The 14,053-nt window shown below is 55.9% G+C and carries 11 protein-coding genes; 7 read left to right on the forward strand and 4 right to left on the reverse strand.

From position 1 onward, the window contains the following. The first annotated feature begins 138 nt into the window (after positions 1-138). Both Q31a_RS12815 and Q31a_RS12820 read left to right on the forward strand, forming a co-directional pair. Complete coding sequence (locus Q31a_RS12815; protein WP_145078165.1) at positions 139-915, forward strand: hypothetical protein; 777 nt, start codon at positions 139-141, stop codon at positions 913-915. Further along, positions 912-1,805: a hypothetical protein gene (locus Q31a_RS12820; RefSeq protein ID WP_145078167.1), complete on the forward strand. Its 894-nt coding sequence runs from the start codon at positions 912-914 to the stop codon at positions 1,803-1,805. The genes Q31a_RS12815 and Q31a_RS12820 overlap by 4 nt, the downstream gene beginning before the upstream one ends. Before the next feature lie 306 nt (positions 1,806-2,111). On the opposite strand, the gene Q31a_RS12825 is transcribed toward Q31a_RS12820, so the two are convergent. The 4 genes from Q31a_RS12825 to cobA all read right to left on the reverse strand — a co-directional run bounded on the left by Q31a_RS12825 (position 2,112) and on the right by cobA (position 8,110). After that, positions 2,112-3,944 (reverse strand): hypothetical protein, encoded by a 1,833-nt coding sequence (locus Q31a_RS12825; protein ID WP_145078169.1) that lies wholly within the window; start codon positions 3,942-3,944, stop codon positions 2,112-2,114. 276 nt (positions 3,945-4,220) lie between these two features. After that, on the reverse strand, positions 4,221-5,237 hold the full coding sequence (locus tag Q31a_RS12830) for an LpxI family protein (protein ID WP_231691179.1): 1,017 nt from the start codon (positions 5,235-5,237) through the stop codon (positions 4,221-4,223). A 79-nt stretch (positions 5,238-5,316) separates the two neighbouring features. After that, entirely contained in the window at positions 5,317-6,408 is a 1,092-nt protein-coding gene (gene lpxD, locus Q31a_RS12835) for a UDP-3-O-(3-hydroxymyristoyl)glucosamine N-acyltransferase (protein WP_145078173.1), read from the reverse strand. Positions 6,409-6,520: 112 nt separating this feature from the next. After that, the gene (gene cobA, locus Q31a_RS12840) at positions 6,521-8,110 is read right to left on the reverse strand and encodes a uroporphyrinogen-III C-methyltransferase (RefSeq protein WP_145078175.1); all 1,590 of its coding nucleotides are present in this window, start codon (positions 8,108-8,110) and stop codon (positions 6,521-6,523) included. A 114-nt stretch (positions 8,111-8,224) separates the two neighbouring features. Between cobA and rpsT the strand changes: the two genes are divergently transcribed. From rpsT to Q31a_RS12865, 5 genes are all read left to right on the forward strand, one after another. After that, on the forward strand, positions 8,225-8,497 hold the full coding sequence (gene rpsT / locus Q31a_RS12845) for a 30S ribosomal protein S20 (protein ID WP_145078177.1): 273 nt from the start codon (positions 8,225-8,227) through the stop codon (positions 8,495-8,497). Between the two features lie 126 nt (positions 8,498-8,623). Next, the gene (locus tag Q31a_RS12850) at positions 8,624-9,349 is read left to right on the forward strand and encodes a DUF268 domain-containing protein (protein WP_145078179.1); all 726 of its coding nucleotides are present in this window, start codon (positions 8,624-8,626) and stop codon (positions 9,347-9,349) included. A gap of 138 nt (positions 9,350-9,487) precedes the next feature. Further along, positions 9,488-10,102: a dTMP kinase gene (gene tmk / locus Q31a_RS12855; RefSeq protein ID WP_197356788.1), complete on the forward strand. Its 615-nt coding sequence runs from the start codon at positions 9,488-9,490 to the stop codon at positions 10,100-10,102. A gap of 375 nt (positions 10,103-10,477) precedes the next feature. Next, entirely contained in the window at positions 10,478-10,864 is a 387-nt protein-coding gene (locus Q31a_RS12860; RefSeq protein ID WP_145078181.1) for a hypothetical protein, read from the forward strand. 2,361 nt (positions 10,865-13,225) lie between these two features. Then, positions 13,226-14,053, forward strand: coding sequence for a 3-keto-disaccharide hydrolase (locus tag Q31a_RS12865; protein ID WP_197356789.1), 828 nt, complete (start codon positions 13,226-13,228; stop codon positions 14,051-14,053).

Below are 14,053 nucleotides of genomic sequence, written 5' to 3' on the forward strand. Positions count from 1 at the left end.
AGGCAAGCTCGATGGCTTGCCTCCCTTTCGACTTTATAGTTCTTCCGACGCGGTGTTTTGCCGCCTCCGGTCTGTCCTGGCTCGCCTAGGGCGTCTGCAGCCAGTCGAATTCATCGGTCCCTTGGATTTAGCATTTCCATGCCTAGAAAGAAACGATCGCAGCGACACGTGGAGGGCCAAGCTGCCGACGCGGCTAGTGCGGCCCGCTCCGGTGTCGAGGGGAGAACCTCCGATGGTTCCGTGCATTCCTCGCCGCAGCCTCCTTCGCCGGTCGTGCGTCGCTGGGTAAGCCTGCTTGTCGTGGTGCAACTCTCCCTTGTAGTGCTCTCATTGGCCGCCAACTTGTCTGCAAGTTATCTGCAAGGCAAACTGCTGGACATTGCCGCACCCTATCTAGTCTCCACCGGGCAGGACTACGGAGCGGTACCGATTGAATTGACACACGCTGAGGATATCAATCGCCCATTGCATGTCCAGCTGCACCGTGCGGGTGATCGCGCCGCAGATTGGATTCCTTTAGCTTTACCCGGTGAACAGGCTGGGGCGAATGGAATAGCGAATTGGTCGCGATCTCGATGGCCTAATCTTTCGCGCATCCTCCAGTTGATCGCCCTTGAGATTCCCGACAGTGAAATTCTCTCCGAAGTGGCAGCTCAGATCTTGGCGACTGCGGGACAACGCGATTTGACTTCGGTCGATGCCATTCGGTTCGTGGTACCCTTTGCGCCCAGCTACGACGAATACTCGATCCTCACATCTGCACAGGGCTCCCTAAGCCAAGACCTGTTTGAAGACGAAGTGCTCTACTCGGCTAGGATCTTAAGATCCGCCGATGGACAGCTCACGTTAGTTCCGGCTCAGGATGGACTCCGAACCAGCAAGCCTCGCCTGCCGCTGCAGGGAGAACAGCCATGATCAATGCCATCGGAGAAAGTTGGGACCGTTTTTGGTTTTCCAATCGCGCCGCCTCCTGTACCAATCTGACTCGGTGTAGCCTGTGCTGGGTTGTCGCAATCTGGTTTCTCAGCTTTCTACCGACAGCAAACGACTGGTTCGGAGAAACCGGCATCCTAAGTCCAGACCTCAGTGCGCAGTTCGTTGCATTTGAGGAGACTCCACGCTGGCAACTGTGGTCTCCTCTTTGGTGGGGCACCTCGAGCATTTTCGTGCAGTTTTGGATCATCGCCGGTGTGGCCCTAGGAGTGTTGGCCGGCGTCGGTGTGGGGGGACGCGTGACCTTGGCCATTCTTTGGCTGTGGTCCCTGGCTTGGATACATCGCATTGGGTGGCTGAGTGGTGCGGTGGAACCTGCTATCGCGGCGTCGCTTGGCTATCTCATTATCGCCCCGGGAACTGTCCTGAGAAACGCTCATCCGGCGACGTCTCGGACCGCTAGTTCGGATTGGTTGCCCAACCTCGTCCTCAGGCTCATTCAAGTGCACTTCTGGTTGCTCTTGGCTGCTGGGGTTCTCAGTCAGCTGGGCGGCCTAGTCTGGTGGAGAGGCGAAGCGGTGTGGTGGTTGGCAGCCAACGGGCAATCGCAACTGTTAAACATCGACATGTTTCGGGATCGTGCGTGGCTCGTCAATGTTCTAACCCATGGAACGATCACAATCCAATTGCTAACCCTCTGGTTGCTAACGATTCCGATAGCAAGAACGTTGGGGATCGCATGTGGCCTGTTGAGTTGCTTCTCAATCGGACTGCTTGCAGATCAAACCCTCTACGCAGCATTTCTGGCCGCCGGTTTGACAGCCTATCTACCCTGGGCAACACTGCAGGAATCTACGGCAGAAGCCGAATGACGCGTTATTTTGAGGGAGCCTGCAGAATTGACAGTCTCGCTGCAGTTTGCGCTGCGAAGCTAGCATCCAATGCGTAGGCGAGCGTGGGCGAAGGGCGGCAAGGTGAAGGGCGGCAGTGACTAGCCGGCGAGTCACCTAGCCGCGCTGGATCTGCTGTTTCAGACCGGCAGAATTGTGGTTTAGCTTCTACGGCCAGGGGTAGACGGCGTAAAACGCAAAACGTCTGCATTCGGATCTGTCGCGAAGTAGGCCGAAGTTCGGCTTGTATTTGCTTGCAACGCGTCCTGCTACAGCTCTGGCGAGCGTCTAGCGTACCGGCTTCCAACCATCGGTGTTGTACAACGAATTGCTCGCTGGAGCGGCCGATGGTGTACGGTACGATTCACTGGATGGTCGCGCAGTTGGCGTCTGAGGCCGAATCTCGGGTGTTGGACTACCCATTGCATGCGATTGCTCGGAAGAGATCGCCGCTGGTTCACTGCTCAACTCCAACTCGCCCCAAGGAGTGCGAGGTTCTGGCGTGGTCGAGGGACGAACGCGGGAATTCCGTAAGCCAGACTGGGGCGTCGACCCGTACGAGGATTCCCTCTGCAGGCTCGACTCGGATTCAACAGTGGGAAGTTGAGGACGCAGTTGGAGTCTGTTCGTTGGCAATTCGGGCGTCTGGCGACTAGCTGTTTCAGATTCGAAACTGGCCCAATGGATCGCGGTGGATTGACCCGCATATTGCGCTGCCAGAGGCACGTATTGCGGCGGGGCGTTGTGGGAGGCAGTCATATCTCCCTCACGCAATAGACCAGGATTCCAGTTGGGGGATGCATCAAATCCACGTGGCGCTGGCAGTGGCGTCATGGCTGGAGCAGAGCTGCGTGGCTGGTCCGTGGACGGCTGGGCGACGGTAGTGTCTTCCTCTTGGCGAGGCTGACGCGTAATGCTTCGGAGCGAGGGACGGTATGAATCATTGCTCGCCGCGCTTGTCGACGTGGGGAAGTTCGGAAGGCTCGGCGGCGAATCCGCGGGGTCGTTGCTAGGTCCTGGGTAAACGCCACTCGGTGAACTGCTCGACGGAGGCGCTGTGCTGCCTGGGTACGATCCACTTGGTGCAGGGGCACTCGTGGAAGGTGGTGGCGAAGTAGGCGCGGCTTGAAGGCTCGGGGGAGCCGAGAGCCCAGGTACCGTGTAGGGATAGCCAGGACTGGAGGAACCACTGTATCCCCCGCAACTGCCACCGTTGTTGGTGCTGTAATTTGGGGTCGTGTTGTAGTACGGTGTGGCGCCATATTGATTGGTTGGGTAGGAACCCGGAGTACCGTATGCCGGGGGCGGTGCCGTCAAATCGGTTGTGGGCGTTTGCAAGGCTGAATAGCTGCCATACCCGCTGGTGTAACCATAGCTGGTGGCTGCGGGGGCCATCATGCTGGGAGCAGCGTAGCCCAACGGGATTCCACCACTGGGAAGTGTGTACGATTGCATGCCTGGCGCTGTCTGCGGCGCGGCCGGCGGTGCGTAGGATCCGAACAGTGAGCTGCGTCCAAGTGTCGGGACTCGTTGTGCCTGATACTCGTAGGAGGTGCAGGGAGCCATCGCGACAACCTGCGCTCCCGTGCGTGGATCGGTCGAGAGCATCGGTCGGTAGTAGGTCACTGGGGCACGCAGAGACTGCGTGCCATAATTGGGTACGTAGGAAACCGTGGGAGGCATGGTTGCGGCCGCAATGCCGGAAAGCGGCGGGGTTGAATAACCAGCGCCCGTTGAACCAATGACTGGCAATTGCGAGCCGTAGTAGTTTCCGTAGTTCGTGGCATAGCCATTCGGAATCATCGGTACCGGACTGGCTGTCGGAGTGCCGTAGCCGGACACCGCTGCATTGTAGGGCGCATAACCGGCGACATTCCCGCTACCGACTGGTACCGGTTGCCCAACGGGATAGGCTGGCGCAGTGCGCCTAGCGCCAAACAGCCAATCGATCAAAGGGCCGGCTTGTGCTTGTTGGGGCGCGAGTCCCCCCAGGCAGCAACCAGCAGTGAGCAACATCACACCGGCCAACTTCAACGGCTTGCGATGCGCTGCGGCGCAGCGATTCGACGAGCTGGGACAGTTGATTGAGCCTAAGTCGCGTTCGACTTGGTTAATCGGCATGGAGAAGACTCCCGAAGGATATTGCAAAACTACGTCAGCGGATTACGTGCACTATGTTTGATGCCAGCGCCCTGGGCCGCGTCAACACAGCGACACTGGAGCTTAACCAATTACGAGAAAATTGCGTTTGCCATTCGCCGCACGTTCCGGTTGTAACGATTGTGACGGCGCAGGCAGGGAGCACAGATTTACGCAAGTTGGTTCGATGAATGGTAGGTCATCGACGGCAGAAGGCAAGACATTTTCTTGCTAGCCAGAGGGGTTGCCTATTCGTTCTTAAGCTGCAACTCGCGATCGTAACATTTGGGGAATCTGCGTTTCGCTTGAATTCGGCTCAAGTGGCTCGCTTCGGTGAGAGACGCCTGCAGTCGCACCTGATCCTGTCGGCGCAGCAGGTATTTCATCCGCTACTAACGAAATAATCGCGATACCCTTCCGGTTGGCCAATGCTAGCGTTGCTTCGCGATCCACAAAGATTGTTTTGCCCGCTTCGATCGCAATCGCCGTGCCTCCAGCAGCGGCCATGCGCTCGATGGTCTGCATTCCGATGGTGGGTACATCAAACCGCAAGTCTTGATTGGGCTTGGCCACCTTAATCAGCGTAAAACCGCCGCGGGGACAGAGGTTTCCCGTGCGTGCAATGAGTGCGTCGGTGCCTTCGACGGCTTCGACCCCCAGCACCACTTGCTCTTGGACGGTGATGCTCTGGCCAATATCAAGTCCGCCCATGCTGCGGGCGATCTTCCAACCGAATTGGATGTCTGCGTTTTGGGAGCGGCTTAATTTACGACGCGTGAGGCACCCGCCTTCGGCAAGCAGGTGCGGTGCGATTTGCGTTATGGATAGCACTTCGATCCCTCGCTGTAGATAAGTCGAAACCACTTTGGACATTAGGGTGTCGTCGCATGCGTCACGCGTGCGCGTGATGAAATTGCTGGCGAACATCCGCAGGCAGGTCAGATCTGGAAAATGCTGGATCCACCCATAGCCGTGGTACATGATGCGGTCTTTGAAGATCTTGCCAGCCAAAGCGATTTGGGGAACTCGGTGTTGAGTGAAGAACCGCATTTGAGCTCCCAGCTTCAACACGCCGCACCATTTGACTTTGGTCGCAATTTCCTCGAGCCGTTCGTCGGCATGCCCTTTCAGGGCGGCGACATAAACCTCATAGCCCTGGTCGCGAAACCGCTGAGCCACTTCAACTGGAAAACTTCCCCAGCCAGCGATGATGCCAACGCGCTTCGGTGTGTCGGCTGAAGTCTGCAGCGAGGCGTTGTCGGTTGGTCGTTCCAATGGAGATCTATCTTCTATTAGGCTTGGATGCACAACGGTGCGAGGGGCGAGCACTAGTTTGGGAGTGAACCTGCTGGATCTAAGCGGCCTCTCGCTGCTCGTCCGAGCAAGACGACTGCTCTCCATTGGTGCCCGCGGTCTTGCTGGCTTGCTCCAGTTGGTCGAGCCGTTTCTGCAGCGATCGCATTTCCTTGCGCAGGGCCGGGAGTCGCGTAATTGCAGCTACGGTCAACATATGTTGTTTGCTCGGTGAGGCGGGACTTCCCAGCACTACGCTACCCGCTTCTAGATCTGCCATCACTCCAGACTGCGCCCCGACTTGGACGTGATCATGCAGCGTGATGTGATCAGCGACACCCACCTGTCCCGCCAAAACGACGTAGTTGCCGGTGGTGGTTGAACCCGCGACGCCAACTTGCGAGCAGATTAAATTGTGTTGACCAATGTGGCAGTTGTGTCCAATTTGAACTTGATTGTCGATCTTGGTGCCATGTCCAATTTTAGTAGGACCGTAAGAGCCACGATCAATGGTACTGCCAACGCCGATTTCTACATCGTCGCCAACTTCGACCCAGCCAAGCTGTGCCGTGCGCACGTGCCGCCCTTCGACCTGGCGATAGCCGAAGCCAAATGCACCGAGGACGGATGACGCGTGCAGCAGTGCCCGATCTCCAAGGATCGTCCCTTCGTACAGCGTGACGTTGGGGTAGAGGGTGCAGTTTTCGCCCAGCTGGCAACCAGCCAAGATCTGCACTCCAGCGTACAGAGTGCATCCCTTCCCAATCTTGCAATTGGGGCCGATACTCACCCCAGCTTGGATGCACACGTCTTCTCCAACTTCCGCCGTCGGGTCGACGGCTGTCATCGGATGGATGCTACGGAGCTCAATCGAATGGGGCGGACGCAAATGCTCGACGATTTGGATAAAGGCCGCGTGCAGATTGGGCACGATTAACACGGGCTTCTTGCACCCCGCCAATGGAGTCGTCATGACTACCGCCGCTGCACTAGAGCGATTCAAACGTTCTAGGTTGCGAGCGGAATCGATGAGAGTGATACACCCCTGCTGAGCATCTTGGAGCGGTAAGGCGTTGGTGAGTACGATATCACCGTCTCCGTGGACTTCACCACCGGTAAGCTCGGCTAGTTGATAAAGTGTTGCTGCGCGCACGAGGTCCTCCCTGACTAATTGTTTTTTGACGGTGTCCGCTAGCTTCTGATCGTGTATGGCTAACACGAGAGCCGGTGGTTAGGGACTCCGTTCGATCGCTTCCCCAGAAGTATCATTTTGCTGGGGTTGCGGCAACCTTAAAACTTTGCGAGATCGCCTCGACCAACGCGGGCATCGTGTTTTGCCCAGCCTCCGCCCGGACAGGCCAGCCCAAACGTTTGAGCTCGGTCGAAATGGCTGGACTAAGGCTAATCGCCTGCAAGCTGGGTAAATACTCAGCTAGCAACTCCGTGGCGACGCGCGCGATCGCGGAACTCGTAAGGGTCACCAGTTGAATGCGACCTGCCTCCAAGGCGGTTCGCGTGGCTGGCAAAAGGTCGGAAACGGCTCTTGTTTCGTAAGCCATCGCGGTAAGGACCTCGGCCCCCTGCTGGCGTAGGCCCTCGTGGAGGGTTGCGGCGCTGTGATTGGTCTGCAGAACGAGCCACCGCTGCTGGTCGACTGAGCCGGACAATTTGCTCAGTAATCCTACAGCACTGAAATCGCTATCGGGCACCACATCAGCTCGCACGCCTCGTAGCTGTAAGGAAGCTGCGGTTGCAGGCCCCACGGCGGCGAGTCGCATGCCCGCTAGGGCCCTAGCGTCGAGTCCTGCTGCGTCGAGATAGTTGAAGAAGCCCTCAACGCCGTTTGAACTGGAAAAGGTAATGCCGTCGATCTGCTTCAGCTTAATTTGGTGAGTGGCCTGCGCGAGCGATTGGGCATCGCTCGGCGGGATGATTTCTAGAAGAGGTTGGCAATAAACGGTGGCACCAAGGCTGCGCAAGCTCTCGGCCAGCTCGTGGGATTGTTCGGCTGCCCGCGTGATTAGAACGCCACAACCATGCAACGGCCGAGTTGTAAACCAATCGAACTGGTCCCCCAAGGCAGCGACGTCCCCCACGATGGTGATGACGGGAGGCCGCATTTTGCCGTCCGGCGTCAGGTGTTGAATGACATCTCCCAAATTGCAGCGGACGACCTTCTGATCGCTCCAAGAGCACCGTCTTACGATGGCGGTGGGAGTAGTTGCCGGTTTCCCAGCCGCAATGAGATTGGTGGTCCATTGCTCGGCTGTCGTCACTCCCATGTAAAAGATGAGAGTGCCTGGAAAGCGGGCCAACGCCTCCCAATCGATCGGTTGGGGAGTGCCATCCTGTTGTTGTTGCCCCGTGATCAGGGCGACGGCGGAAGCGTGATGGCGGTGTGTAATGGGGATGCCCACGTAGCTCGCTGCCGCCATGGCTGCCGTAATGCCAGGTACCACTTCAAAGCCAATTCCCGCAGTATGCAATGCGTCCAGTTCCTCGGCAGTGCGGGCGAATACACCCGGGTCCCCCCCTTTGAGGCGGACGATCTGTTTCCCTTGCTGCGCCAGCTCCACTAAGCGGCCATTGATATCGGCCTGCGTCCAGAATGGTAAGCGACCATGTTTTCCAACGCATAAGTGTTCTGCTTGGGGGGCGAGCTCCAGTAGCTGCTCGTTGGCCAGGCCATCGTAGAGGACAATTTCTGCTCTAGCTAAGCACTCACGACCGCGAAGTGTCATCAGACCGGGGTCTCCAGGTCCGGCGCCAACGAGGTACACATACCCCTGCTGGCTATTTTCCTGCACGTAAGTTGCCGAACGTGGCTGGACAGATTGGGAAGAATCAGACATCATATTGAACTGCCTGCCAGCGGCGTGCCGACACGTGGGTAAATAAGTAGTGAATTTAGAGGTCGGGAATGGGTTCCAGACCGTTTAGACATCCAGCTAGTGTAAGAGATTGTTTAGATGCCAAACACCAAGGGGGCCAAAAAGCGTTTGCGACAGAATATCGTTCGTCGCGATCGAAATCGGGCTAAAAAGACACGCATGCGCCATGTATTGCGTAAATTCCGCGAGGCTGTCGCGGCCAAGGAATTTGACGCGGCTGCAGAACTGTCACAGCAAGGCTGCCGCTTGCTTGACAAGGCTGCTGCAGATGGCGTGATTCATCGCAATCAAGCTGCTCGCTTGAAGAGTCGCATGTCTCACTTGCTGTTGACCGCCAAGCAAGCCGCTTAGGCGAGTCGCTCTAGCAATCTTCAGTGATCAATAAAAACCGTCTCCCAAGATTGAGACGGTTTTTTCTTGCGCCCAGCTCGGACGCGGTCACGGTCTGCTCCTTCCAGAATCATCAGGGCCCTTTGGATGAAGATACTTCGAAACCCGTTGCGCTACATGCGCTTTCTAAGGCAGTACCGCGAGTTCTCGGCACAGAACGCGGCCAAACGTCCGGAATTCACGGTGAACTGGTCAGACCGGTGGCTGCAGCTCAAGGATGATACCGGTGATCAACCGTTCGATGGTCACTACATCTATCACACCGCTTGGGCCGCTCGCGTCCTGGCACAAACTCGGCCAACGAAGCATGTCGACATTAGCTCGTACCTCTACTTCGCCACCATTGCTTCGGCTTTTGTCCCGTTCGAGTTCTACGATTTTCGCCCTGCCGCCGTTCAGCTAGCGAATCTCCACTGCGGGAAGGCAGATCTCTCCAATCTGCACTTCTCCGATCAAAGCGTTGCCAGTCTGTCGTGCCTGCACACCATTGAGCACATCGGACTCGGCCGTTATGGCGATCCCATCAACGCTACTGGCGATACAAGAGCTCTCGAGGAGCTGCAACGAGTGCTCGCGCCGGCCGGAAACTTGCTCATCGTCGTTCCGGTTGGTCGTCCCCGCATTCAGTACAACGCACACCGCATTTACCATCCACAAATGGTAGTCGACAAGTTGCCCGAGCTGTCGCTCAAAGCATGGTCGCTGTTGCCCGACGATGCATCCCAAGGTCTGCTGGAAAATCCCAATTTTGAGTTGGCTGAGCAGCAGCGCTATGGCTGCGGTTGCTTTTGGTTCGAGCGTCCGACTGCATAGGTGTCAGCTGGCACGGCTCCTGCCCCGGTGCGGGTGCCTCGATCATTGCTCGCCCGAGAGACGTTGACAAGGTTGGCCGGGCAATTGAGCTCCCTTTCATCTTCCGCATAACAGTTATTGAACTCTTAGAGAATTTCCATGTCCGGTGTGTTTATTAGCCTTGATGGAGTTGATGGTGGCGGGAAGTCGACTCAAGTCGCCTTGCTGTCCGAGTGGTACCGCCAACGCGGTCGAATGGTCCATTCTTTGAGGGATCCTGGCGGAACAAAACTGGGGGATTCCTTGCGTGAAATCCTGTTGCATCGGCAGGAGATTCCGCTTTCCATGAAGAGCGAAATGCTGCTCTACATGGCTAGTCGAGCCGAGTTGGTGGCCAGTCAAATACTTCCGGCAATCGAGGCGGGAGAAATCGTGATTTGCGATCGCTATCTGTTGGCGAATATCGTCTATCAAGGCCATGCCGGAGGGCTGCCCGTCGAAGCCATTCGCAGCGTCGGAGCCATTGCCACCGAAGGCCTGCAACCCGACCTGACATTCGTCTTTGATCTGCCTGTCGACGTGGCCTTGAGCCGCTTGCAAGGGGAAGCCGATCGGCTGGAGAGCCGCGGTGCCGAGTACATGCAGCGAGTTCGAGAAGGCTTCCTCACCGAATCGCAGCAGCTCCCCGCAGCTTGTATTCTAGACGCTACCCAACCAATTCCCACGATTCATCAAACCATCGTAGACGCCCTGCTATCACGAAATCTAGCCTAGGGCCCGCTCCAGAGATCCTATTGGGTATGTTTCGATTGGTTTGGGCCTATACTCAGGCGTATTTGCGTGCAAGTCAGCAGTCGATCCACTGGGCAACGATTGGGTTTGGCCTTGGGATCCTCGTGCGGTTTGGTGGTTCGGAAGCGAGGTTCCATCCAGTGAAACTGAGCATGAAGAAGACGCTACACTCAACTCTTTGGAGTGGATTCTCAGTCAAGGATGCATGTCGCAATGCTATTTTCTAGGTATGACAGATGAGGCAATCAATCAGCTGTTGGACGACCTAAAGAATGATTTGCCTTCTTCCGTACGTACAGCTCTTGGGAATACCTAGGTGCAGTACCAGGGCGTGCTGCTACCGCTGCGATGGGCTTGTTGAATCTCATCAGACTCGCCCAGGGTACGGGGTTAACGGCGGGCGTTTTGAAAAAGCTCGAGTCTCTTGCACTGCCTGATCGAGTCCTCAAGCAATTACGCCATAAATTGCGGAAGTTCCTCGTGAAAAAGCTTGGGCTCAATGCTTCCAAGCTTATAGGGAGACAAGGAGTAAAGTTACTTCCTGGCATCAATTTTGGGATGTGCATAGTTGAAGGCGGCATGTTTGCTGAGTGCAAATTCGCTTGCGAAGACGGCAAATTCACAGAAACTGATACTTTCCCAGAGAAAACCAAAGGAATACCTCGCGACGGCGACATTCTTGAAGAATGCCCACCGAATATGTACCGAGGGCTTAATGGTCGCTGCTACTTTTTTGAATCGTAGTACGCCTGTCAGGTTTTCACTAGAGGAATGTGACGATGCCTCGGATTTGGCTTTGGCGAATACTACTACTTGTTGCGTTCATATTCGGATGGTTGGGCTCGCCTATTATTGGTGAGTTCGCTGCACGGACGATCAGCGGCTGTGGTTTTTCAGCAACGACCGCAACTCTTGTTTCCATGGGACTTGGAATGTCAGCATGCGTATGGATGCCATTCCTAGTGATTGTGGTATTCTGCGTGTCACAGAACCGATGAAGAACAGAGTTAGTTGTTTCCGCCTCGGGTCAGAAAACTCCGACGAGCCTTTAGAGCGGTGATATGCGACAAAATCTTGACAAAGAGCTAGGTCCCCCGACACCGGTGGAGGGTGGTGTTGCGGATTTTCTGCCTGAATAGCGTTTATCGGATCGATTCCCGTAAGGTGGTTAGTGGGGGGAAGCTGTGCCGGAGGAAATACAACACTTTGCACAGAGATCTCTGCTGAAACTAGCGAGTTAGCAGGGGGCGGAAGATGGTGTTGTGCGGGTAATTCTATCCAGTGCCTCTGAGCGGTGTGCGGAGAGGCTGCAACACGAGTGAACTCTGTTTTTGAGCGATGTTGTTGGATGCAATGAGCGGTTCGCCGTCAACGCTCGTCGAAAATTCTGTGTCAACTTTCAGCAACTCGATCGAATCCAATCGCTGGCTCCGCCGGGACAAGCCCGTGACGGAGGCCGATGAGCCTGATTGCTTTTGATGGTAGCTGCCAGTTGTGCGCTCCGATCCGGGGCAAGCCCGGCGGAAGCAGGGATAAAAAAAGCATGAAGCAAAGCATGAAGCAGGGGGGAAGCGGACGCCGTCAGGGACGCGTGCCTCTGAGTGTGACACGCAATTCTGCGAGTTAAGAATCACTGCTTCCGTCCGGCTTGCCCGGGCGGTGCAACAACTGTCAGCTACCCACCACCACGGTCCTTGCCACCGGATCTCCGTTTCGGGCTTGCCCCGGCGGAATCAGCGACTTTGAGCCTTATTGAAGAACTACCAACGCCATCTTGGGGCAGCGTTCACAAAGGGCTAGGTACCCCGACACCGGTGGAGAGGGAGCAAAAAGTGCCACCCATCTTTAGCTTGAACTGCTTTTGCTAGCTTCTACATCAAACGAGCGGTTCTAATTGCTAGCAATGGCAGGTGCTGTCAAAACGAAAAGTGGGTGGCACCTTTTGAGTTTGCGTCATTTTGTGGCTTCACTCTGTGGTAGCGATAGATGGAAGGCACTTTTCGAGTTCCTAAGCGAAAAGCCTGTGTCAGCCAGCAGCAATTTGATGGAATCAAATCGCTGGCACCGCCGGGACAAGCCCGTGACGGAGGCCGATGAGCCCGATTGCTTTTGATGGTAGTCACCAGTTGTGCGCTCCGATCCGGGGCAAGCCCGGCGGAAGCAGGGAAGAAGCAGGGACGAAGCAGAGGGAGCAAAAAGTGCCACCCATCTTTTGCTTGAACTGCTTTTGCTAGCTTCTACATCAAACGAGCGGTTCTAATTGCTAGCAATGGCAGGTGCTGTCAAAACGAAAAGTGGGTGGCACCTTTTGAGTTTGCGTCATTTTGTGGCTTCACTCTGTGGTAGCGATAGATGGGAGGCACTTTTCGAGTTCCTCAGCGAAAAGCCTGTGTCAGCCAGCAGCAATTTGATCGAATCCAATCGCTGGCTCCGCCGGGACAAGCCCGTGACGGAGGCCGATGAGCCTGCTTGCTTTTGATGGTAGCTGCCAGTTGTGCGCTCCGATCCGGGGCAAGCCCGGCGGAAGCAGGGATAAAAAAAGCATGAAGCAAAGCATGAAGCAAAGCATGAAGCAAAGCATGAAGCAGGGTGGAAGCGGAAGCGTTCATCCATAGGTGCCTCTGAGTGTGACATGCAATTCTACGAGTCAAGCAATTTTGCTTCCGTCCGGCTTGCCCGGGCGGGGCGACAACTGTCAACTACCACTCTCCACGGCGCCTACTACCGGATTTCCGCTGCGGGCTTGCCCGGGCGGAAGTTGAGGAGGGAGGCGGAAGCTGAGGGGGGGCTGTGAGTCGCGTGCCGAGTACATGCAGAAAGTTCGAGAAGGCTTCCTTGCCGAGTCGCAGCAGTTCCCCACAGCTCGTGTGCTAGACGCTATCGAACCGCTCCCCGGAATTCAGCTAGCCATCGCAGAAGCTTTGCGATCACGAAGTCCAGCCTAGGACGTCTTGCGCAAATTCAGGGAATCTACCTATTTTCTCACGTGGATTTCGGACTTCCACTGCCAAATCTGTTAGATAGTAGGGCAAGGGCCCTCCGTGCGCAGCCAACAGTAGGGTGACGCTTCAAGCGAAGGCATATTGGAAGATGAGCAATAAATTGATGAACGATTACTATAGAAAACGATTGTGCTTCGTGGCGGGCTTGCTTCTAGGGAATGCGTTGGCCCTATCGGCGGCTTCCGCGGCACGGGCTCAGGAATCAGATTCCTCCGGATTCTCCAACTTGTTCGACGGTAAGACTCTCACGGGGTGGGATGGTGATCCTCGCTTTTGGAAGGTTCAAGACGGGGTGATCGTGGGCGAAACTACGGCGGAAAATCCAGCGGAAAAGAACACCTTCCTAATCCATCGCGGCGGCGAATACGGGGATTTTGAGTTGCGGTTGCTCTATCAGGTTGAGGGCTTCAACTCAGGGGTTCAGTATCGTAGCGTCGATCAAGGCAGTTGGAGCGTTGCTGGCTATCAATGTGACTTTGAAGCTCGGTGGCACAAGCCGAAAGGTGAGCCCGATGCGATGGGGGCTGACAAATTCACCGGGATGTTCTTCGAAGAAGGTGGTCGTGGCTTCATGGGACAACGTGGTGAGATCGTGATTGCTCGCCCCAATCCTGAAAATCCCAAAGCTGCCAGTATCGAAAAGATTGGTTCCGTCGGGGACGCAGCCGAACTGGAGTCGCATATCAACCGAGAGGATTGGAATGAGTTGATCGTGATTGCTACTGGCAACCAGTTCGTGCATATCGTCAATGGACATGCCATGGCAATCGGAATCGACGAAGATGAAAAGCTTCGGCGAGCAAAGGGGATTTTTGCATTCCAATTGCACAGTGGAACGCCCATGCGAATTGAACTGAAAGATATCCGAGTGCGTCAGCTTGGCCAGGCATCCGCAACATCCACCTCAGAGGTCCCGCAAAAAAAAAATTAG

This window comes from Aureliella helgolandensis, from assembly GCF_007752135.1.
GTDB lineage: Bacteria > Planctomycetota > Planctomycetia > Pirellulales > Pirellulaceae > Aureliella > Aureliella helgolandensis.